The 20,598-nt window shown below is 71.7% G+C and carries 18 protein-coding genes and 7 pseudogenes; 22 read left to right on the top strand and 3 right to left on the bottom strand.

The genetic code is table 11. The features are described from left to right. Positions 1–41: 41 nt before the first annotated feature. The 6 genes and pseudogenes from ACF9IK_RS01650 to ACF9IK_RS01625 form a co-directional block, all read left to right on the top strand. A pseudogene (locus ACF9IK_RS01650) lies at positions 42–461 on the top strand (IS21 family transposase); the annotation flags it as partial. A gap of 122 nt (positions 462–583) precedes the next feature. Continuing rightward, positions 584–1,489, top strand: a complete 906-nt coding sequence (locus ACF9IK_RS01645; protein ID WP_395292269.1) for a transposase — start codon at positions 584–586, stop codon at positions 1,487–1,489. 15 nt (positions 1,490–1,504) lie between these two features. Further along, positions 1,505–2,032 carry a transposase gene (locus ACF9IK_RS01640; RefSeq protein ID WP_395292428.1) on the top strand — a complete coding sequence of 176 codons (528 nt, stop codon included), beginning with the start codon at positions 1,505–1,507 and terminating at the stop codon, positions 2,030–2,032. A gap of 667 nt (positions 2,033–2,699) precedes the next feature. Beyond that, complete coding sequence (locus ACF9IK_RS01635) at positions 2,700–3,764, top strand: transposase (protein WP_395292427.1); 1,065 nt, start codon at positions 2,700–2,702, stop codon at positions 3,762–3,764. A gap of 381 nt (positions 3,765–4,145) precedes the next feature. Further along, a pseudogene (locus ACF9IK_RS01630) lies at positions 4,146–4,814 on the top strand (ISAs1 family transposase); the annotation flags it as partial. Then, positions 4,777–5,331: an ISAs1 family transposase gene (locus tag ACF9IK_RS01625; protein WP_395292426.1), complete on the top strand. Its 555-nt coding sequence runs from the start codon at positions 4,777–4,779 to the stop codon at positions 5,329–5,331. The pseudogene ACF9IK_RS01630 and the gene ACF9IK_RS01625, both read left to right, overlap by 38 nt. Here the strand turns inward: ACF9IK_RS01625 and ACF9IK_RS01620 are convergent. Then, positions 5,324–5,491, bottom strand: coding sequence for a hypothetical protein (locus ACF9IK_RS01620; RefSeq protein WP_395292425.1), 168 nt, complete (start codon positions 5,489–5,491; stop codon positions 5,324–5,326). The genes ACF9IK_RS01625 and ACF9IK_RS01620 overlap by 8 nt on opposite strands. An 88-nt stretch (positions 5,492–5,579) precedes the next feature. Between ACF9IK_RS01620 and ACF9IK_RS01615 the strand changes: the two are divergent. The 3 genes and pseudogenes from ACF9IK_RS01615 to ACF9IK_RS01605 all read left to right on the top strand — a co-directional run. Then, positions 5,580–5,918 (top strand): annotated as a pseudogene (locus ACF9IK_RS01615) (NAD(P)H-binding protein); the annotation flags it as partial. Next, a pseudogene (locus tag ACF9IK_RS01610) lies at positions 5,919–6,068 on the top strand (dehydrogenase); the annotation flags it as partial. It lies immediately after the preceding pseudogene. Positions 6,069–6,330: 262 nt separating this feature from the next. Continuing rightward, the gene (locus ACF9IK_RS01605; RefSeq protein ID WP_345328283.1) at positions 6,331–6,906 is read left to right on the top strand and encodes an RICIN domain-containing protein; all 576 of its coding nucleotides are present in this window, start codon (positions 6,331–6,333) and stop codon (positions 6,904–6,906) included. Positions 6,907–7,101: 195 nt separating this feature from the next. On the opposite strand, the gene ACF9IK_RS01600 is transcribed toward ACF9IK_RS01605, so the two are convergent. Beyond that, complete coding sequence (locus ACF9IK_RS01600) at positions 7,102–8,205, bottom strand: M23 family metallopeptidase (protein WP_395292424.1); 1,104 nt, start codon at positions 8,203–8,205, stop codon at positions 7,102–7,104. A gap of 865 nt (positions 8,206–9,070) precedes the next feature. On the opposite strand from ACF9IK_RS01600, the gene ACF9IK_RS01595 reads away from it, so the two are divergent. The 5 genes and pseudogenes from ACF9IK_RS01595 (at position 9,071) to argC (ending at position 13,342) form a co-directional block, all read left to right on the top strand. Then, on the top strand, positions 9,071–9,775 hold the full coding sequence (locus ACF9IK_RS01595) for a hypothetical protein (protein ID WP_395292423.1): 705 nt from the start codon (positions 9,071–9,073) through the stop codon (positions 9,773–9,775). Then, positions 9,720–10,142 carry a hypothetical protein gene (locus ACF9IK_RS01590; RefSeq protein ID WP_395292422.1) on the top strand — a complete coding sequence of 141 codons (423 nt, stop codon included), beginning with the start codon at positions 9,720–9,722 and terminating at the stop codon, positions 10,140–10,142. Before ACF9IK_RS01595 ends, ACF9IK_RS01590 begins: the two co-directional genes overlap by 56 nt. 1,109 nt (positions 10,143–11,251) lie before the next feature. Next, positions 11,252–11,437, top strand: coding sequence for a lysine biosynthesis protein LysW (locus ACF9IK_RS01585; RefSeq protein WP_395292421.1), 186 nt, complete (start codon positions 11,252–11,254; stop codon positions 11,435–11,437). Positions 11,438–11,439: 2 nt separating this feature from the next. Next, positions 11,440–12,291, top strand: a complete 852-nt coding sequence (locus tag ACF9IK_RS01580; protein ID WP_395292420.1) for an ATP-grasp domain-containing protein — start codon at positions 11,440–11,442, stop codon at positions 12,289–12,291. After that, a pseudogene (argC, locus tag ACF9IK_RS01575) lies at positions 12,288–13,342 on the top strand (N-acetyl-gamma-glutamyl-phosphate reductase). The gene ACF9IK_RS01580 and the pseudogene argC overlap by 4 nt, the downstream one beginning before the upstream one ends. A gap of 218 nt (positions 13,343–13,560) precedes the next feature. Here argC and ACF9IK_RS01570 read toward each other — a convergent pair. Then, positions 13,561–13,824, bottom strand: coding sequence for a hypothetical protein (locus ACF9IK_RS01570; RefSeq protein ID WP_395292419.1), 264 nt, complete (start codon positions 13,822–13,824; stop codon positions 13,561–13,563). On the opposite strand from ACF9IK_RS01570, the gene ACF9IK_RS01565 reads away from it, so the two are divergent. From ACF9IK_RS01565 to ACF9IK_RS01530, 8 genes and pseudogenes are all read left to right on the top strand, one after another. Then, positions 13,756–14,163, top strand: coding sequence for a hypothetical protein (locus tag ACF9IK_RS01565; RefSeq protein ID WP_395298438.1), 408 nt, complete (start codon positions 13,756–13,758; stop codon positions 14,161–14,163). The two genes, ACF9IK_RS01570 and ACF9IK_RS01565, sit on opposite strands and share 69 nt — an antisense overlap. An 11-nt stretch (positions 14,164–14,174) precedes the next feature. Continuing rightward, positions 14,175–14,741, top strand: coding sequence for a type 1 glutamine amidotransferase (locus ACF9IK_RS01560; protein ID WP_395292418.1), 567 nt, complete (start codon positions 14,175–14,177; stop codon positions 14,739–14,741). Positions 14,742–15,060: 319 nt separating this feature from the next. Further along, positions 15,061–15,498, top strand: a complete 438-nt coding sequence (locus tag ACF9IK_RS01555; protein ID WP_395292417.1) for a Glu/Leu/Phe/Val dehydrogenase dimerization domain-containing protein — start codon at positions 15,061–15,063, stop codon at positions 15,496–15,498. Then, positions 15,381–16,175: a Glu/Leu/Phe/Val dehydrogenase gene (locus tag ACF9IK_RS01550; RefSeq protein WP_395292416.1), complete on the top strand. Its 795-nt coding sequence runs from the start codon at positions 15,381–15,383 to the stop codon at positions 16,173–16,175. The genes ACF9IK_RS01555 and ACF9IK_RS01550 overlap by 118 nt, the downstream gene beginning before the upstream one ends. Further along, positions 16,172–17,020, top strand: a pseudogene (locus ACF9IK_RS01545) (AMP-binding protein); the annotation flags it as partial. The gene ACF9IK_RS01550 and the pseudogene ACF9IK_RS01545, both read left to right, overlap by 4 nt. Positions 17,021–17,124: 104 nt before the next feature. After that, on the top strand, positions 17,125–17,835 hold the full coding sequence (locus ACF9IK_RS01540) for an AMP-binding protein (protein WP_395292415.1): 711 nt from the start codon (positions 17,125–17,127) through the stop codon (positions 17,833–17,835). A 22-nt stretch (positions 17,836–17,857) separates the two neighbouring features. After that, positions 17,858–18,586, top strand: a pseudogene (locus tag ACF9IK_RS01535) (aminotransferase class I/II-fold pyridoxal phosphate-dependent enzyme); the annotation flags it as partial. Beyond that, positions 18,523–20,472, top strand: a complete 1,950-nt coding sequence (locus tag ACF9IK_RS01530; RefSeq protein WP_395298437.1) for an aminotransferase class I/II-fold pyridoxal phosphate-dependent enzyme — start codon at positions 18,523–18,525, stop codon at positions 20,470–20,472. The pseudogene ACF9IK_RS01535 and the gene ACF9IK_RS01530, both read left to right, overlap by 64 nt. Positions 20,473–20,598: the final 126 nt, after the last annotated feature.

Here is a 20,598-nt window from a genome sequence, read left to right as displayed (position 1 = left end):
GCAAGCACCCTCCGTGCACCCGACCGATTGAAGTGCAGAGAAGGGTCTTCCTCTCGCAGGGGCAGGAGGCCTTCTTCAAGGGGCACTTGCACGCCTTCGAGGTCCTGGGCGGGGTGCCGACCGGCAAGGTCCGATACGACAACCTCACCTCCGCGGTCGCCCGGGTGCTCGGCTTCTCCCGGTCGAGGGTGGAGACCGACCGCTGGACCGCGTTCCGATCGTGGGCCGGCCTGGACGCCTTCTACTGCCAGCCCGGCATCGGCGGCGCCCACGAGAAGGGCGGAGTGGAGGGCGAGGTCGGACGCTTCCGCCGAAACCGGCTGGTCCCCGTTCCCGAGGTCGCCACCCTGGCTGAACTCAACGCGCAGATCGAGCGTTGGGACCGCCAGGACGACGACCGGCGGATCGGCGAGCGCGCCCGGACGGTCGGCGAGTACTTCGCCATCGAGAAGCCGATGCTCAGACCCGAATCCGCAGGTAGTGGTGCGGTGTAGCGGCTGATACGACGACAGGTGTCCGTGCCGGTTTGAGATGATCGAGGTTCTCTACGCCTGATCGCTCTACCGGCAAGGACACCTGCCAGGTGAACAAGATATCGCGTCGCCGTACCGCCTTCCGTGCCCCCGGTAGGCGCTGGACCCGGCTGAACGCCCAGCTGGGCGGGGTGGACGGGTCGCTGACCGAGAACGGCGGCCTGGTGCTGGTGGCCGAGCTGGACCGGGCGCTGGGCGTCACGGCCGCGCTGGACGCGGCGGTCGGTCCGGTCAAGGAGCGTGACCGGGGCTTGTCCGGGGGTGAGTTCGCGCTGGCGCTGGCAGCGGTGCAGCTGACCGGCGAGGACCACCTGGTCGGCTTCGACCGGCTGCGGGCGGATGTCGTCGGTGAGGGGCTGCTGCCTGCGCCCGTCCCGCCGTCCACGACGGCCGCCACGCTCGCCGCGCGGTTCGACCAGGCCAGGCGGGAGGGTATCGAGCGGGCGTGTGCGCAGGTCACCGCCCGCGCGCTGGCCGGACTCCCGGTCGCCGAGCGGGCCCGGATCCTGGCCGGGCGGGTGACGGTCGACCTGGACGCCAAGGACATCGAGGTCTACTCGACCCGCAAGGAACAGGTCGTCCGTTCCTACAAGGGCGAGGTCTCGGGCCGGGTGCACGCCGCGCACTGGGCCCAGGCCGGCACCGTCCTGGCCGCCGACCTCCTGGACGGCCGCTCGGACGGCCGCACCCACGCCCCCGGTCAGATCGACCGGGCGGTGGACGCCGTGCGCACGGCCGGAGCCACCGGTCCGGTCCTCATCCAGGGCGACACGGGTTACTACGCCGGGAAGGTCGCGGAGAAGATCGCGGCCCGCGGATGCCTGTTCCGCCTCGGCGTCCCGCGCAGCCGGCCGCTGTGGCGGGCGGTCGCCGCCGTGCACGAGGACGACTGGATCGACGCCCTGGACTACCCGACCGCGCAGGTCGCCGTGCTGGCCTACGCTCCGCCCGGCTGACCCGAGGGCACCCGCGTGATCGCCCGTCGGGTCCGCTACCAGGCCGCCGAGCTGTCCGCGGATCCGCGCTCGCGCCGCTCGCGCACCGTCGGCAAGGACCAGCTCGCCCTGGCCCTGGAGGGTCTGGAGGACCAGGCATACGCCTACTCGTTCTTCGTCACCAACGAGGAGCTGGACCTGGACGAGGAGATCGCGGCCGCGGAGTGGGAGTTCCGCCGCCGCACCCGGATCGAGGAACTGTTCCGCGACACCGCCCACGGCGCGGGACTCAACCACCTTCCCTCCGGCTCCCACGCGGTCAACAGCATGTGGACGTGGGGCGCGCTCCTGGCCTACAACCTCACCGCGTGGCTCCAGATGCTCGCCCCCATCGGCACCGCCCGCCGCCGCATCGCCACCGTGAGACGCCTGCTGATCCACCGCGCCACCCGATGGACGGTCACCGCCCGCTGCCACGAACTGCGCTTCACCGCCGCGGCCCGTGCGCTGATCGCCAACACGCTGGCCCGGATCCGTGCCCACCGGCACCTTTCAGCAGCCTGACCGACTGCCCCGACCGGGCCCGAACCACCCGACACCGCCCTGGAAAGCCGCCCACCCGCGCGACAGCCGGGCCACCGGCCTACCCGGCCACGCCACAACGGCGCCGACGGCCAGCAAAGAGACCAACTGACTGGCCGTCGGCCACTACCTGCGGATTCGGGTCTGACCCGAATCCGCAGGTAGTGGCGGAGGCTGGTAGCTGATACGACGACAGGTGCGCTTTCGGTTTGAGAAGATTGAGGTTCCTACGCCTAATCGACTCGAACGTGAAAGTGCACCTGTCTGGTGAAGACGATATCGCGTCGCCGTACCGCCTCCCGTACTCCCGGTGGTCGCTGGACCCGTCTGAACGCCCAGGTGGGCGGGGTGGACGGGTCGCTGACCGAGAACGGCGGCCTGCTGCTGGTTGCCGAGCTGGACCGGGTGCTGGGGGTCACCGCCGCGCTGGACGCGGGGATCGGCCCGGTCAAGGAGCGCGACCGGGGCCTGTCCGGGGGCGAGTTCGCGCTGGCCTGCGCGGTGGTGCAGCTGACCGGAGAGGACCACCGTCGGCTTCGACCGTCTGCGCGCGGATGCGGTCGGCGAAGGGCTGCTGCCCGCACCGGTCCCGGCTGCTACCACAGCCGCCACGCTCGCGGCCCGGTTCGGGCAGCCGCAGCGGGAGGGCGTGGAGACCGCGTGCGCGAAGCTGACCGGGCGGGCGCTGGCAGCGCTGCCGGTCACCGAGCGGGCCCGGATCCTGTCCGGGCGGGTGACCATCGACCTGGACGCGAAGGACGTCGAGGTGTTCTCCACCCGCAAGGAACAGGTGGTCCGCTCCTACAAGGGCGAGATCTCCGCACGGGTGCACGCCGCGCACTGGGCCCAGGCCGGCGTGGTACTGGTCGCGGACCTGCTGGACGGCCGCTCCGACGGCCGCACCCACGCCCTCGGCCAGATCGACCGGGCCGTGGACGCCGTCCGCGCGGCCAACGCCACAGGACAGGTCCTGTTCCAGGGGGACACCGGCTACTTCGCGGGCAGGGTCGCCGAGAAGATCGTGGCCCGTGGCGCGTTGTTCCGGCTCGGCGTCCCACGCAGCACGGCGCTGTGGCGAGCGGTCGCCCGCGTGCACGAGGACGACTGGATCGACGCCCTCGACTATCCCGACGCGCAGGCCGCCCTGCTGGACCACGCACCGGCCGGCTGGCCGGAAGGCACCCGGGTGATCGCCCGACGAGTCCGCTACGACGCGGCCGACCTCTCGGCCGACGCGCGCTCGCGTCGCTCGCGGACCGTCGGCAGGGACCAGCTCGCCCTGGTGCTGGACGGCATCGCCGATCAGGCGTTCGCCTACTCGTTCTTCACGACCAACGAGGTGCTGGACCTGGACGAGGAGATCGCGCTCGCGGAGTGGGAGTTCCGTCGCCGCACCGAGGTCGAGGAACTGTTCCGCGACACCGCCCACGGCGCCGGCCTGAACCACCTGCCCTCCGCGTCCCACGCCGTCAACGCCATGTGGATGTGGGGCGCGCTGCTGGCCTACAACCTCTCCGCCTGGCTGCAGATGCTCGCACCCATCGGCACCGCACGCCGTCGCATCGCCACCGTCCGTCGCCTGCTCATCGCCCGCGCCGCCCGGTTGACCAGCACCGGTCGCCGCCGTCGGCTCCGGTTCACCGCCGCAGCGGCCAGCCTGATCGGCCAGACACTGGCCCGCATCCGAGCCCACCGCCGCCTCCAGTCCGCCTGACCGACCGCCCCGACCGGTCCAGAACCACCCGCCACCGCCTTGGAAAGCCGCCCACCCGACGCGCCAGCCGGGCCATTGGCCTACCCACATACCCCACACTCCAGCCGACGACCAGCCAAAGAGATCAACTGACAGGCCGTCGGCCACTACCTGCGGATTCGGGTCAGAGACGTCGCAGAACGGCGACGACCTTCCCCAGGATCAGGGTCATTGCGTGATCGAGAAGTGTCCGATTCGCGATTCTCGCGAGTGATGCACCGTAATGAGCCGTTCTGTGGCGGATCGGGCGGGAAAGCAGTGCAGGCACGGTGCCGGTGATCATGTGGTTGTCGAGACCCATGAGAACCGAGCGAGACCGTGCCTGCCCGAACATCATCCCCTATGCCCCCGGCGTTGGAGCAGTTGACTGCCCATGTCTCCCCGCTCGCCCCGGAGGGCGCCGCTGACCTGCGCCGATTCCTAGCCGCCGTCCCCGACCCACGCGATGCCCGGGGACGGCGCTATCCGGCACTCGCCATGCTGTGCGCCGCAGCGGCCGCCGTGCTGGCCGGCGCCCGCTCGCTCATCGCCGTCGGTGAGTGGCTCTCGGATGTCCCGCAGCACGTCCTCGGCATCCTGGGCTTCACGGCCGACCCATTCACCGGACAGCGGACCGCGCCGCACCCCGCGACCGTCCGCCGCCTGCTCGAACGCGTCGACGGCGACGCGCTGGACGCCGCGATCGGCGCCTACCTGCAGGCCCGCCACCCGCGCACGCAATCCCAACAGGCAGAGCCGAAGCGGCCTGCGCTGCGGCCCGTCGCGGTGGACGGCAAGACGGTCCGCGGCTCCCGCACCAGCCAGGCCTCTGCCATCCAGCTCCTGGCCGCCATGACGCACGGCGGCACCGTTCTGGCCCAGCGGCAGGTCTCTTCCAAGAGCAACGAGATCCCCTCGTTCCGGCCCCTGCTGGACGGTCTCGACCTGGAGCACGTCGTGATCACCACCGACGCGCTGCACACCCAGCACGGCCATGGGAGCTACCTCACCGGACGCGGCGCCCACTATCTGGCCGTCGTCAAGCGGAACCACCCCGGCCTGCACGCCCAGGTCAAGCACCTGCCCTGGCGGGACATCCCCCTCGACCACCGCACCCGCGACAAGGGCCCACCACCGCGACGAGATCCGACGACTGAAGGTCGCCGCGTTCTCCCACATCTACTACCCCGGCGCCCGCCAGGCCGTCGAGGTCGTGCGCTGGCGGCGCGACCTGACGACCGGGAAGCTCACCATCGAGCGGGCCTACCTGATCACCAGCCTGGACGTCATCGACGCCACCCCGGCCGAACTCGCCGCCTGGATCAGAGGCCACTGGAGCATCGAGAACCTCCTGCACCACGTCCGTGACCGGACCTTCCGCGAAGACGACTCCAAGGTCCGCACAGGCCACCTGCCCCGGACCATGGCCAGCCTACGCAACCTCGCCATCAGCGTCTTCCGCCAGGACGGCGAGACCAACATCGCGGCCGCCCTCCGCCGCACCGGCCGCGACCACCGGCGGCCGCTACGAGCCCTCGGCCTCACCTGACGAAACCGGACACTTCTCGATCATGCAATGACCCTGCGACCAGGACCGACCAGTTGTCGCCGATCCGGTCGAGGACCTCGCGGATCCCGCAGTCCTCGTGCGCCTCGCCGCAGCTGACGACGGGCGCGGTGGTGGTTACCGCGGTGTGCCCTGCTGACATTCAAGTGCCTCCTTACGCTCCCCGGCGCCGCCGCGCAGGATGATCCCCGTTGCCGAGATGCAAAACCTACCGGAACGGGGACAATCCGATGATCATGGTGACCGGTGCTGCGGGCGCCCTGGGAACGCTGACGGCCGATCGGCTGGCCGCACGGGCCGACACCGTCCTCGGCACGCGCGACCCGGGTCGCCTTCAGGCCGGGCGGGCGGTGCGCCGCATCGACTTCGACGAGCCGGCCACGCTGGCCGACGGCTTCGTCGGGGTCGAGGTGCTGGTGCTGGTGTCCGCCGGCTACGGGGAGGACGACACCGTCATCGCCCGCCACGGCGCGGCCCTGGACGCGGCCGAGCGGGCCGGGGTCGGACACGTCGTCTACACGAGCCTGACCGCCGACGGCGACCACCTGCCCTACGCGCTGGCACACCGCTGCCCTGGCTACGTCGCGACCGACCTCAACGGCTTCCGGGGAGTTCGCACCCCCGAGCAGGGCGCGGCCATCGCCGTCACCCTCGCGACCCTGCCCGACGACGGCCCGACCGGCCGGTTCTTCGAGGACGCCGGCGTCGTGCCCTGGTGACGTGCACGGCCGTCATCACCCGGCGCGGCCGCCAGGGTGGGGCAGCTTCGCCCGCACCCCGGGGCCGGGGCGCCTTCGCCGCCCGCCCGACCGGCCACCGGACCCGGGTAGGCCGGCGCGGGTCGGCGACGGCCGGGTGGGGATCGGCCAAGCCGGCCGGGGGAATCGGACACTCCGCCACCCCCGGCCGGCTCATGGCATGGCCAAGTCATGTGTGTGGGTGGTGAACTGGCGCCCCGATCCCTTGCGCAGCGGAGGAACGATGAAGCGATTCACCCGGGCGGCGGCCGTGGCGGCGGCGGTGCTGGCGGCCGTGGCGGTCAGTTCGGTTCCTGCCCAGGCCGGCAACCCCGGGGTGCTGTACAACCTGGCCTCGGGGTGGTGCGCCGACCTGCCCAACTACGGCGCGGAGTACGGCACCAAGGTGTACGAGTACTGGTGCGACGGGTCGAGCAACGACAATCAGCAGTGGAGCTTCGACTATGACGGCAATGTCTACCGCGGCCTGTCGGCCTTCACGATCCGCAACCTCAAGAGCGGCCAGTGCATGGACGTGCCGGACTACGGGGTGGTGGACCCGGGCACCCAGGTCGGGATGTACGCCTGTTCCCCGGGCGGCGGGGACAACCAGGAGTGGGTCTTCCAGCCGTCCTCGGACTACTCCGGCTACGGGGTGCTGATGAACGTCAAGACGCTGATGGCGACCACGCCGACGCTGTGCCTGGACGTCGCCAACTGGGGCGGCGAGCGCAACGGCCTGCCGCTGACCGTCTACAACTGCTACGGCGCCGGCTGGGCCTACGGCGGCACCGACGACCACCTCTGGACGCTGTCCTAGCAGTGGGCCTGCCAGGGCCTGCCGGAGTGCCCGGGTGAAGAGTCTGCCGTGCAACGCGGTGGTGGGTGTGACGAAACGCGTGCGGTGGCCGACAGCGTGTGGTGTGCAGCGCCCGCCCCGATGCGTCCCGACCGGATGCGTCCGGGCGGGCGCCGTGTTGTCGGCGCCCGCCCGGGGGGACGTACCGGAGTCGGGTCAGAACTCCAGCACCTCGCGGTCGAGCGGATACTGCGCACGGTGAGGGCCCTCGTACGGTGAGGGCGTGATCGGCAGGACGCCGGTCGGTTGCAGGCCCAGGTTGTCGTCCCAGATCCGGGGTTCGACCTGTCCGAGGACGCGGAACCGCTGGAGGGTGAACGGCGGGCTGTCGGTCGGGAAGAACTCGGCCGTGGTCATCACCTGGAAGTGCAGGTGCGGCGTGGTGGAGTTGCCGCTGTTGCCGATCAGCCCGAGGACCTGGCCGGGCTCGACGCAGTCGCCCTCCCGGACCTTGAGCGAACCGGCCTCCAGGTGGCCGTAGAGCAGGTAGCGGCCCGGCGCGACTTCCAGGGTGACGTGGTTGCCGACGGTGTCCTCGATCGGCGGGACGGGCGGCGTGTGGGGCGGCGGGTTGTCCGGGATTGCGTCCTGGACCTCCACCACGCGGCCGCCGGCCGCGGCCGCGACCGGCTGACGGTAGCTCAGGTAACTGGTGAGCTGGGCGGGGTCGCCTTCCCAGGCCTGCCCCTGCTCGCCGACCCGGTACCAGTCGATCGCGAAGCGCTGCGGCACGCCGAAGCGGCCGTTGATCGGGGCCAGGCCGCGCCGGTGGTGGGTGTTGCCGCAACACGACTCGCTGGCGTACCAGGTGCCGGGCAGGACCGGCGCGTTCAGGTTCAGGGGCGCGGTGCGGGCGGTCGGGGTGGCCTGCACCGTCTCCTCGAACGCGGAGGGGCCGGAGGCGGTCAGGATGGCACCCGAGAGATGGTGTTCGAGGACCTCGGGCGCCGCCCGGCCGTGGTCGAGGGTCAGGTCGAGCCAGATGACCCACTGCTGGGAGCCCTGGATGACGGTCGGCGTCGGCACCGGGGGCGGCGGGGTGTACCCGTCCGCACCGGACAGGGGGTCGCCCACCGGATTGGCGGCCTCGGCCAGCGCCCGCCCGCTCAGCGAGCCGATGACCTGTCGGGTGCGGGCGTCTTTGACGTCGACACGGTCAAGCCGCACCGGCGTGCTGCTGGACAGTGCGCTCGTGGTGAGCAGTTCGTACGCCAGGTGCGTCTTGCCGTCCGTGGCGCCGAACGGCGTCGGTTCGGTCATCACCGCCGCCGTCAGCGGCGTGAACTGTGTGCCGGGCGCCAGCGCGGCCGCGCCGCTCCCTATCCGGGCCCCGCTGAGGCCACCAGCATGCCGACTGCGAGCACGGCTGCGGCGAGCCCGCGAAACACAGGGCCGCGACCAGTGCGGTGACGAGGGTCGTGCTCTGCCATGGTGCTCTTTCATTCGTCGGGTCCGGGGCCGTGAAGGACGCCGGCACGCCCCGCGCCGAGGCGCAGGCCCATGCAACCCGCAGGCGCACCGCTTCGGGCGCAGGCCACCGGAGTCAGGTGTCGAACTACACCCGTCCAGCCGCACGCGGGTTTGCGCCGCCAACAGGACCAAAGGCGCCACTGCGCCCGCCCCTGCTGCGCCCCGCCGCCGGTGGGGCGGGCCTCTTGCCCCCCCCACTGCCGGGTCATGTACTTGTCAGGTGAGGGTGTGGGGATGCCCGGACAGGTGTGCCGTGTCGGTGTGCGGCGGTTTTGGGGGCGGTGCCGGTGGGGAAATCGGCGCCACCGGCCGCCGGCGGCGGGAAAAGGCGGGCCGGGCGGTTCCCGGGCGGGGGAGATTTGGCAGGGCCTAAACGGCCTGTGACGTTCGCTGACAGTCCTTGACAAAGCCCGACATGAGGAACGTTGCCCGCCCCGGCCGGGGCCGACAGGATGGTCATCGGCGCACCGCACCACCGCGCTTTGGCTCGATCCCTCGCCCGTGACAAGGAGGGGCGGGAATTCAGTCCAGAGCCCGATCCGGGGGAATCCGCCCGGATAAGGAGGAGGGAACGGCAATGGCAACATCAGAGCACGGAGACAAACTCCCGATACTGCCGCACATATCCGATGCGACGCTGCGGGATTCCGCACATATGGCGGGTGTCGAATTCGGCCCCGGGGATGCGGCCCGCATCGCGGACCTGCTGGTGAGGACGGGCGTCGACCTGGTCGAGGTCGGGATGGTCGCCGGTGCGAACTCCAAGGACGCCGACCTGGTCCTCGCCACCCACGAGGCCGTCGGCCCGCAGCGCAGCATGACGCTTGTGGTGGTGCGCGACCGCCAGCAGGTGGCGACCGCCCTCGACGAGGCCGAGCGCCTGGGCGTCAAGCACGTCATGTACTCCATCCCCACCTCGGAGCAGCACGCCCGCCTCAAGCTCGGCTCCCCGAGCGCGAAGTTCCTGCAGACGCTGGCCCGTTCCGCGATCACGCAGGCCAAGGAGCGCGGCTTCCACGTCACCTTCAGCGGCGAGGACGGCGCACGCACCCCCGCCGAGCGCCTGGTGCCCTATGTGACGGCGGGCTTCGAGGCCGGCGCGGACCGCTTCCGCCTCGCCGAGACGGTCGCCTACCTGTCGCCGTGGCAGATGGAGGACGTGATCGCCGACCTCACGGCCATCGACGGCTCCGAGATCGAGATCCACTCCCACAACATGCTCGGCATGGCGGTCGCCAACTCCCTGGCCGCGGTACGCGCCGGCGCCACGTGGATCTCCGCCACGGTCGGCGGCATCGGCGAGCGTGGCGGCAACCCCGCTGGCGGAACTGCTCACCTCGCTGCGTGTCATCCATGGTGACACCCGGTTCGACCTCTCGCACCTGACCGAGCTCTCCAAGGTCGCGCTCAAGGGCGCGGGTCTGGGCGAGGCGTTCCAGTCCGGGCCGACCACCCCGCACTCCTTCGCCTACGAGCTGCCCGGCCAGCTCACCCACCCGGAGGCGTACGAGACGCTGCCGGCCGAACTCGTCGGTAACAGCCGCGAGCTGCTGGTCCGCACCCGCCTGACCCCGGCGCTGGTGAAGTGGGCGCTGACCGACTCCGGCGTGTTCGCCGACGTCGAGGCGTTCACCCCTTGGCTGATCAACCGTCAGGAGAGTAACGGGGCGCCGCTGCTGGATCGCGACGCGATCCGCAAGGCCGCCATCGAGTTCCAGGCCTCCTGACCCACCCCGGGTCCACCGGGACCGTCCCTACCCGGGGGCCGCCCCACCCGGGGGCGCTCCACCATGGCGGTCCCATCGCGGTGGTCCCTTCCGTGGGATCCCCTCCGGGGTGTGCCGTCCGCAGGGGCGCACCCGTGGCAGATTCCCTTCTCCGCTCCCGCGGAGCGGCGCTGCCGGGTCCTGACGCCCGATCCCGGAACACCTCTCATGTGCGGGGCCGGCCGGAGCAACCCGCGTGCACCGCCACCGCCTTGCGGGCCCTTCATCCCCCGACACCCCCTTGGGTCCCCCGATCCCCGTGCCCTGGTCCCTGTCGCGGGCCGCCGGCCGCACGGGGCGGATCCGCCGGCACCCCGCGGCCGGTCACGGACCCGGAACCACCCTTCACCACCACACCGCACGGCCGCCAGCCCAACTGTCGTCCGCCCCAGACACGTTCGGGGGCGGGGTGTCCATTCCCGCTCCGACGTAAGCCGCACCACCGCACCACTGCACCACCGGCCTACCGGCCCACCGCGCCACTGGCCTACCGGCCCACCGTGCCACTGGCCTACTGGCCTATCGGCGCCGCAGGCCTAGCGCACGATCGCGCCGCATGGCTGTCAGCTCAACTGTTGTTCGCCCCAGCGTCGTTCGGGGGCGGGGTGTCGATCCCTGCTCCGACGTCAGCCGCACCACTGCACCACTGCACCACCGGCTTACTGGCTTGCCGCACCGCTGGCTCGCCGGCCTATCGGCGCCGCAGGCCTAGCGGGCGATCGCGCCGCATGGCTGTCAGCTCAACTGTTGTTCGCCCCAGCGTCGTTCGGGGGCGGGGTGTCGATCCCTGCTCCGACGTCAGCCGCACCACCGCACCACTGCACCACTGCACCACTGCACCACTGCACCACTGCACCACTGCACCACTGCACCACCGGCCTACCGGCCCACCGTGCCACTGGCCTACCGCGCGACTGGCCTACCGCGCGACTGGCCCACCGCGCGACTGGCTTTCTGGCCTACCGCGTCACTGGCTCGCCGGTCTTCCGGTTTGCCGCGCCACTGGCCTTCTGGCTTGTTGGCCTCATCGATGTCCGTTGTTCCGGCCTCACCCTTCTTGGAGTCCACTGATGTCCGTCGTCACTCTCTCCGGTGTCTGTCCCGAGTGCGAGACCGATCTGACCGTTCCGCCGGTCGTGCAGGGTGAGACCCTGGCCTGCCCGGAGTGCATGCTGACCCTGCGCGTGGAGGACGTGCAGGGCGGCCAGCTTGTCCTGCAGATGGTCGAGGTCCAGCTCCGTGACTGGGGCCAGTAAAGATGGCCACCAACGTTGCCATCGTGGCTGACCGGATCAGCTGGGAGGAACGCGAGCTGATCAAGGCCGGCCCCGTGTTGGGACTGAGCGTTGACTGGCTCAACGACGAATCCCTGTGTCTGGGTGGCCTGGACGCCGCGGCGATCCACCATTACGACGCCTTGCTGGTGCGTAGCCGCAGCTACACGCGCGGTGGGCTGATCGCTACTCTCGCTGAGGCTGCCGGCATTCCGGTTCTGAACACGGCCCGTGCCATCAATGCCTGCGAGAACAAGGCGTTGCTGCGGACCGTGCTGCGTGGCGCTGGTGTGCCGGTGCCCGATTACCGTCTGGTGCTGTCTCGTAAGGACTTCGCCAGGGCGTTGGAGGAGATCGGTACCCCCGTGGTCCTGAAGCCGATCTTCGGTGGGATGGGCAAGCGCGTCACGTTGATCCGTGACGGTGACCTCGCGCACTCCGTCTACGACTATGTCGAGGATCTGGGCCATGCCTTTGAACAGGCCTGCCTGGTCGAGCCGTTCCTCGCGGCCGGTAGTTCGGTGCGTTGCCTGGTCGTGGGAGGTGAGATCGTGGCCGCCGCCGAGTTCTCCAGCGCCGGTAGCGACTGGCGTAGCAACGCGGCTGTGGGTAACCAGTCCAGTGCGCTCGCCCACGATCCCGACCTCGTCAAGATCGTTGATGCTGTCGTCGCCGAACTGGGCGCCGGAATCTACGGCGTCGACCTGTTCCGCACGGATGAAGGCCTCGTCGTGAACGAGGTCAACCACGCCCCCGCTTTCAAGGGCGTGGCCTCTACCACCGCGGCGGACATCCCTACCGCCATCGGCTCGTATGTCCAGGAGATCCTCGCATGATCCGAGCAGGTGTCGTCGGAGCCTCCGGGCTGGCCGGCGGCGATCTGATCAGGCTGATCACCCAGCACCCCGAGATGGAACTGGCTTTCCTCGGGGGTTCCTCCAACATCGGCCGTCGTCCGGCCGAACTCCACGCCAACCTGCGTCTGGACCTCGGCCTGACCGTCCAGCCGGTCACCGAGGAGGCCGTCGCCGATGTCGATGTCCTCTTCCTGGCCACCCCGGCCCCGGTCTCCGCGCAGCTGTCCGAACTGCTCGCCGACAAGGTCGCGGCCATCGTCGACCTCTCCGGCGCCTACCGCATCCGCACCCCCGAGCTCCACGACCGCTGGTACCCCAAGGTCAAGCGGACCACCGACCTCGCCGACCGCTACGTCTACGGGGTCCCGGAGCTCGTCAAGGACCAACTGCCCGATGCCCGGCTGATCTCCATGCCCGGCTGCTACGCCACCGCACTGACCGTCAGCCTCGCTCCGCTGACTCTGGGCCTGGGTTTGCACCTGAAGACCGTGGTCGTGGACGGCAAGTCCGGTTCCAGTGGTGGCGGCCTGCAACTGCGTACCGCGGACCTGCACCCGTTCCGTAGCGGGGCGATCGCCCCTACGCGCCGACCGGGCACCGCCACGCCGCCGAGGTCGCGGACTTCCTGGAACGCGCTAAGCAGGGCGGTATCGACTCGCTGTCGATGTCCGCCTACGGCGTCTCGCACGTGCGTGGCCTGTTGACCAGCGCGTACGTGTTCACGGACGAGCCGGTCACCCAGCGGGACCTGCAGCGGGCCTACACCCGCTTCTACAAGGGGCACCAGTTCGTGCGGGTGCGCCGGCACGACGAGACGTTGATCCCGGTGCCGGACCCGCAGGCCGTCCTCGGCTCGAACTTCTGCGATGTGACGGCCCTGTACGACGAGGAGGGTGGGCGCATCGTGGTCCTCGCCGCTCTCGACAACCTGATCAAGGGCGCCGCGGGGCAGGCCGTGCAGGCCGCGAACATCCGTTTCGGCCTGCCGGAGGCCACCGGCCTGACCATGCAGCCGGTGATGCCCGCATGAGCCCGAACACGAGCACGACCCCGGACGTGGCCGACGGGGGCCGGTGCCCACCGTCGTCAAGCTCGGCGGTAGCTGTCTGGACGGCCTCGCCGACGCCTGGTGGGACGACCTGGCCGCCTACGGCCGCACCCGCCCGCTGATCCTGGTGCACGGCTGGTCAAGCCGCTGCGCGAGCTCAACCCCCGCTACACCGAGCCGTCGGCGATCCTGCGCGACCGTTACGGCAACCAGAGCCGCTGGACCACGCCCGAGGTCATCGCCGACATCAAGACCGTCAGTGCGGCCATGGCCGAGGAGGTGTTCGTGCGTCTTCGGCCCGGGGCATCACCGGTGAGCGGCTGCTGGGCAGCGAGGGCCTGGTCAAGGCCGGGGCGGGCGAGCGCTGGTGGTGGCGCGACAAGCAGCTCGTCGAGCTGGACAACCTGGTCGGCCCGATCACCGGGGTCGATCCGGCGCCGCTGAAGAACCTCCAGGCCGGTCACGCCTACCTGGTGACCCCGCTGGCCCGCAACGAGGCCGGTCAGGAGATCAACACCGACGCCGACCGGGCGGCCGCCGCGATCGCCGGTGCCGCCGGCGCCGCCGACCTGGTCCTGGTCACCGACGTCGCCCACCTGCTCATCGACGGCGAACCGGTCGAGCGGATCAGCGCCGCGGACGCGGCCGCGTTCCGCGACAAGGGCGCCACCGGCGGCATGCGCAAGAAGCTGCGTGCCGCGGGTGAGGCCCTGGAGGCGGGTGTGGAGCGGGTCGTCATCGGCAGCGCCAGCGTGTCGGACCTGCTCCGGGCCCGCACCGGCACCGTCATCACGCGAACCTGAGGAGCACGCCCGTGGCGCAATCCCGAGTGTTAGTGGTCAACAACGGCACCCTCTCCCTCAAGCAGCTCCGCAAGCGCTTCGAGGACCTGGGCTCGGAGACGGACGCCGTGCGCGCCGATTCCGTGCCTGCCAGGCTCGATGGCCGTTACCAGGCCATCGTGCTCAGCGGCACCAAGGTGAGGGCCTATGACACCGAGTTCTACAAGCCGCTCATCGACCTGGTCATGAACGCCGACGTCCCCGTTTTCGGGATCTGCGGCGGCATGCAGATCATCGCCGTCGCCAACGGCGGGCGCCTGGCCGACGGGCCGCAGCGCGTCGGCGGCTACGAGGTCCAGGTCGACAAGGAAGAGGCGCTCTTCACCCACGTGAAGCCGACCGTGACGGTCTTCCACCGCCACACCCTCTACCTGCAGGAGGCCCCGCAGGGCTTCCGCTCCATCGGACGCTCCGAGCACGCGCCCGTGGAGTTCCTGCGCTCCGACGACGGCCGCATCCACGGCGCCCAGGCTCACCTGGAGTTCCGTAGCGACGGCATGGAGATCCTGCGCGGCTTCGCCCAGCTCTACCAGCAGTAACCCGCACCGGCTCCGGCCCGGCACCACCGGCTCCGGCCCGGCCGGTATCGCACGCCCCGCGAAGGCCCCGGCCAGGGCCCCGCGAAGGCCCTGGCCAGGGCCCCGCGAAGGCCCGGCTAGGGCCCCGGCCGGGGCCTGGCCCGGATCCCCGGGGGAGACCAGCACCGGCCCCGCACGGCTCCACCCCGCCCCTGCCCGCCCCCGGGCCGGGGCCGGCCCGAACAGCACCGCACCACCACCACCACGACGGCCGCCGCGCGCGCCGCCCACGGGCGCGCGGCGGGCCCGCCTCGGCCACGACGTATCCAAGGAAACGGCAATGAGTGATCTGGAAAAGCAAGACCCCGCCTTCACCGTCCACCTCAACGGCAGCGGCGGCGACATCAAGGGCTGGGTGGTCGTCGACTCGCTGTACAACGGCCTGGCCATGGGCGGCACCCGCATGACCCCCGGCGTCACCGAGGAGGAAGTCGCCGGCCTCGCCCGCGACATGACCCACAAGTTCACCCTGGCCGGCCTGCCCATCGGCGGCGCCAAGGCCGGCATCGTCTCCGACGGCACCGACCGCGAGCGCACCTTCCGTACCTTCGGTCGCACCGTCAAGCCCTCCTGCACGGCGGCATCCACCTGGGCATCGACATGGGCGTCACCCCCGGCGACCGCGCGATCTTCTTCGACGAGGCCGGCTACGACCCCCGCTACCGCCTCGGCGCCCCCGACATGCCCATCGACTGGCGCACCTACTACGAGCCGCTGATCGACGCCACCGGCCACGGCGTCGGCGTCGCCGCCGTCACCGCCCTGGAGGCCGGTGCCCGCACCGAGCCGGCCCGCGTGGTCATCCAGGGCTTCGGCGCGGTGGGCCGTGCCGTCGCCGAGTTCCTTCAGGCCCGCGGACACGTCATCGTCGGTGTCGCCGACATCGCCGGCACCATCAGCGCCGAGCGCCTGCCGGTCGCCGACCTGATCGCCATCACCGACGAGTTCGGCCGCATCGACCGCTCCCGCCTGCCCCAGCACGTCACCGTCTCCACCGCGCCCGACGCCTGGCTCGACGTCGACTCCGACCTGCTGATCCTCGCCGCCCAGAAGCACGCCCTCAACGACGACAACGCGCACCGCCTGCGCGCCCGCCTGGTCGTCGAAGGCGGCAACATCTCCTCCACCGAGCAGGCCCGCGAGAAGCTGCGCGCCTGCGGCGCCACCCTGGTGCCCGGCGTCATCTCCAACATCGGCGGCGCCGGCTCGGCCGCCCTGGCCGTCACCCGCGTCGTCCCCTTCGAGCTCGGGGACCAGGCCCGCAAGGCCTGGGTGTTCGACTGGGTCGCCGACACCGTGCGCCGCAACACCCGCGACCTGCTGGAGATCGCCGCCTCCCACGCCGGCGACCCGCTGCCCGAGCTGCTCGACACCCGCCGCAAGGAGCGCCGGTGACCGCCACCACCATCGCCGTGCACACCGGCCTGACCACGGCCACCACCGAGGACCGCGCCGCCGAGTACCGCCGCCGCGGCTGGTGGCGGGACGAGACGTTCCTGGACGACCTGCGCCGCCAGGCCGCCAAGCGCCCGCACAAACTCGCCATCGCCGCCCGCCGCCTGGCCGACTCGCGCACCGACACCCTCGACTACGCCGAACTGGCCCGCCTGACCGACCGGTTCGCCGGCGCCCTGCTCGAACTCGGCGTCCGACCGGGTGACTTCGTCGCAGCCCAGCTCCCCAACCGCTGGGAGATCGTGCCGCTGATGTTCGCCTGCATGCGGGTCGGCGCGGTCATCTGCCCCATCGCCCCGGTCTGCCGCGAGGACGAACTGCGCCACCGCCTGGCCCTGACCGAGGCCACCGTGTGCGTCACCGTCCCCGAATGGGACGGCTACCCACTGGCCGCCACCGTCCTCGCCCTCAAGGACGAACTGCCGCTGGAACACGTCGTCGTCCTCGGCGGCCACGCCTTCGAGGACGCCGTCGACTTCCACGACCACTTCGTCGCCGTCCCCCACGAGCAGATACCAGGCCGGCTCGACGGACGTGAACTCGCCCCCGACGACCCGTTCGTGGTGCTGTTCACCTCCGGCACCACCGGCGAGTCCAAGGGCGTCCTGCACAGCCAGAACACCGTCCACTCCGGGGTACGCGGCTACGTCGACACCTTCATGCTCGGCGACGACCTGGTGGCCACCGTCACCAGCCCGCTCGTCCACTACTCCGGCTTCGGCCAGGGCATCCTGGCCGGCGTCATGCTCGGCGGCACCATCGCCTTCCAGGACGCCACCGACAACCCCGGCCTGCTGGACCTGGTCGAGCGCTACCGCGCCACCCTCCTCTACGGGCCGCCCCCACCCTCACCCAGGTCGCCGCCGCCCAGCGCACCGACCCCCACGACGTGTCCTCCCTGCGCCACGTCGTCATCGGCGCCGCCCCCGTGCTGCAGGGCCTCGTCGACGAGCTGCGCGAGACCCTGGGCGCACGCACCTACTCACTGTGGGGGATGTCGGAGTTCGGACCGGTCACCATCACCCGCCTGGACTACAACCAGGACTGGGCCGCCCACAGCCACGGCGGACCGATCGACTCGATGGAGATCCGCATCGACAACTGCAACGACCCCAGCCAGCGGCCTCGGTCGGGCGCCTGCGCGCCGCGGCGCCTCCCAGGCACTCGGCTACTACAAGCGCCAGGACGTCTTCGCCGCCGAACTGACCGGCGACGGCTGGTTCGACACCGGGGACGTGGCCCGCGAGGACGGCCGCGGCGGCATCCGCGTCCTGGGCCGAGCCAAGGACGCCATCATGCGCGACGGCATCGTCCTGCCGATGGCCGAACTCGAAGCGGTCATCGCCGGCCACCCCAAGGTCACCGAGGCTGCGATCGTCGGCCCCACCGGCCACATCGACGATCCCATCCTCGCGGTCGTCGTCGCCAGCGGGGACACCCTCCCACCCTGGAGGAACTGCGCACCCACCTGCGCGACGCCGGACAGGACGCCCGCTTCCTGCCCGAGCGCCTGGAGGTCACCCCGGCCCTGCCCAAGACCCTCACCGGCAAGGTCCGCAAGGTCGAACTGCGCAAGCTCTACGCCACCGCAGCGACCTGACCCCCGCGGGCGAGGGCACCGACTGCCCCCGCCGCCCCCGGAGCGGGCCGGCCGCCCCGGCCCGCTCCGCGCCCGGCCCGCCCCCCCGGCCCGCCCCCCCGGGCCGGGGCCCCGGCACCGCCCCGAACTACCCGGCACCGCACCGCACCCGGCACCGCACCGAACTACCCGGCACCGCACCGAACTACCCGGCACCACCCCGAACTACCCGGCACCACCCCGAACTACCCGGCACCACCCCGAACTGCCCTGCACCGCACCGAACTGTGCGGCACCGCATCGCTGTTGCCCTGACGCGCTGCGCCGCCCGGCCCCGGCCGCCCGAGCCCGACCACCTGGAGCCCACCATGCCCGAACCCGTGCCGGTGACCATGTCGGCGACCCTGGCCGCCGACGCCGAGATGGCCCGCCGCCGCCGTGCCGGCGAACAGGTCCTCTCCTGGCCAGCGGAGAGATCGGGCTGCCCGTCCTGCCCGAACTGCGCGAACGCCTCGCCGCCGCCGCCCACCGCAACACCTACGGCCCCGTCGCCGGCAGCCCCGCCCTGCGCGAAGCCGCCGCCGGCTACTGGAGGCGCCGCAACCTGCCCACCGACCCGGACCTCGTGGTCTGCGGCCCCGGCAGCAAGCCCCTGCTGTTCGCCCTCATGCTCGCCATCGGCGGCGACGTCGTCGTCCCCGTCCCCAGCTGGGTCAGCTACGCCACCCAGGCCCGCATGGCCGGCGCCCGGCCCCCGAACGTCCCCACCCTGCCCGGCCAGGGCGGCGTCCCCGACCCCGACGCCCTGCGCGAGGCCGTCACCACCGCCCGCGCCACCGGACGCAACCCCGCAGCGTCGTCGTCACCCTCCCGGACAACCCCACCGGCACCATCGCCCACCCCGACACCCTGCACCGCCTCGCCCAGGCCGCCCGCGACCTCGACCTGGTCATCGTCTCCGACGAGATCTACTGCGACCTCGTCTACGACACCCCCGCCGGCCCCGCCGTCTCCCCGGCCGCCCACGCCCCCGAACGCACCGTCGTCACCACCGGCCTCACCAAGAACCTCGCCGTCGGCGGCTGGCGCACCGGCATCGCCCACCTGCCCGACAGCGCCCTCGGACGCGCACTCCACACCCGGCTGACCGCCGTCGCCAGCCAGCTCTGGTCCTCCACCACCGCCCCCGTCCAGGACGCCGCCGCCTACGCCCTCACCGAGCCGCCCGAGATCCTCGCCTACGTCGCCGCCGCCCGCCGCCTGCACGAGAGCGTGGTCCGCCAGGCCGCCCGCCACTTCACCGCAGCCGGCGCCCAGGTCGAACCCGTCCGCTCCACCTGCTACCTCTACCCGAGCTTCGAACCGCTGCGCGAACACCTGCACGCCGCCCACGGCATCACCGGCGCCACCCAGCTCGCCACCCACTTCGCCCAGCACCACGGCGTCGGCCTGCTGCCCGGCACCGCGTTCGGCGACAGCGACGACCTGCTGCGCGTGCGCACCGCCACCAGCCAGATCTACGGCACGACCGAAGCCGAGCAGAACGCCGCCCTCACCACCGCAGCCCCCTCGAACTGCCCTGGATCAAGGCCGCCCTCGACCGCCTCGCCGACGTCCTCACCGACCTCACCGGCAACCCCGTCCCCCACCACGACACCCCCGCCCAGGCGACCCCCACCCCCGCCCCCGCCCCCGCCTGAGCCGCAGCCCCACCCCCGCAACCCCCTTTGCCCGCCCCCGATTCCCGACCCAACCGCGGAGGTTCACGCCCCATGTCCGTCATCGTCAGCGAATACACCTACCGCGGCCGGCGCTACGTCAGCCTCGGCATCCCCACCCCCGGCGAGCCCCAGACCTCCACCACGTCGCCGACGGCGCCCTGCGCGCCGCCTTCTCACCGACGCCGGCCCCCAGGCCGTCACCGCCCTCGTCGACGCCGCCGAGACCCTCACCGTCACCGCCGGCGACCCCGATCCAGCCCTGCCCCCGCTGCTGCCCACCACCGCCGGCGGCCAGGCCCTCGTCAGCGGCTTCCTCGGCACCCACAAGGCCAAGTCCGAAGCCATCGTCGGCTACAACGACCAGCCCCGTGCCCAAGTGGTTCTTCAAGGGCCTCGGCTCCTGGCGCGCATGCCCGGCCAACCCCTGGTCGTCCCCGCCGAGCCCGTCGTCATCATCGAGGAAGCCGAAATGGCCCTCGTCTACGTCAACGACGACCAGGGCGTCCCGCACTACGCCGGCTACACCTTCGGCAACGACCTGTGCGACATCGGCCTGCACCGCATCGACCCCGGCTACACCGCCTCCGGCAAGCTCTGCGACACCGCGTTCTCGCCCCACCTCTTCCTCGGCGAGCCGCGCGCCGCCACCGGCCGCGTCACCATCGAGCGCGACGGACGGCCCGCCTGGGAAGGCAAGTTCGACTGCGGCGCCGACGCCCTGTGGTTCCGCGTCGACGACCTCGTCGACCGCGCCTTCTCCTTCCCCGCCCTGCGCCGCCCCGGCCTGGTCAACTACGTCCTCACCGGCGCCGACCTGTCCAGCTTCCACGACGGCTTCCACCTCACCGACGGCGACCACATCGTCATCGACATCGCCAGCCACGGCGTCGTCCTGTCCAATCCGCTCCAGTTCGGCGGCACCACCTCGTCCCTGTGACCGGGCACGCCCCCGCCAGGTGACCCCCGAACCCGAACCCGGCCCCGGGCACCCGGGGCCCGAAGGCGCGGGCCCGCGGCTGCGGCTGCTCGCCGCGCACCTGCGTACGGCCCTGAACCGCGGCAT

It is taken from the genome of Kitasatospora hibisci (assembly GCF_043950205.1).
GTDB lineage: Bacteria > Actinomycetota > Actinomycetes > Streptomycetales > Streptomycetaceae > Kitasatospora > Kitasatospora hibisci.
This window is presented reverse-complemented; position numbering and strand designations above follow the sequence as displayed.

Excerpts from the sequence above, each read along its gene's own strand:
- ACF9IK_RS01555 (WP_395292417.1), top strand. The coding sequence starts at position 15,061 with ATGAGTGATCTGGAAAAGCAAGACCCCGCCTTCACCGTCCACCTCAAC.
- ACF9IK_RS01600 (WP_395292424.1), bottom strand. The coding sequence starts at position 8,205 with ATGACCGAACCGACGCCGTTCGGCGCCACGGACGGCAAGACGCACCTG.
- ACF9IK_RS01605 (WP_345328283.1), top strand. The coding sequence starts at position 6,331 with ATGAAGCGATTCACCCGGGCGGCGGCCGTGGCGGCGGCGGTGCTGGCG.
- ACF9IK_RS01585 (WP_395292421.1), top strand. The coding sequence starts at position 11,252 with ATGTCCGTCGTCACTCTCTCCGGTGTCTGTCCCGAGTGCGAGACCGAT.
- ACF9IK_RS01595 (WP_395292423.1), top strand. The coding sequence starts at position 9,071 with ATGGCGGGTGTCGAATTCGGCCCCGGGGATGCGGCCCGCATCGCGGAC.
- ACF9IK_RS01620 (WP_395292425.1), bottom strand. The coding sequence starts at position 5,491 with ATGTCAGCAGGGCACACCGCGGTAACCACCACCGCGCCCGTCGTCAGC.
- ACF9IK_RS01580 (WP_395292420.1), top strand. The coding sequence starts at position 11,440 with ATGGCCACCAACGTTGCCATCGTGGCTGACCGGATCAGCTGGGAGGAA.
- ACF9IK_RS01550 (WP_395292416.1), top strand. The coding sequence starts at position 15,381 with ATGGGCGTCACCCCCGGCGACCGCGCGATCTTCTTCGACGAGGCCGGC.
- ACF9IK_RS01625 (WP_395292426.1), top strand. The coding sequence starts at position 4,777 with ATGGGAGCTACCTCACCGGACGCGGCGCCCACTATCTGGCCGTCGTCA.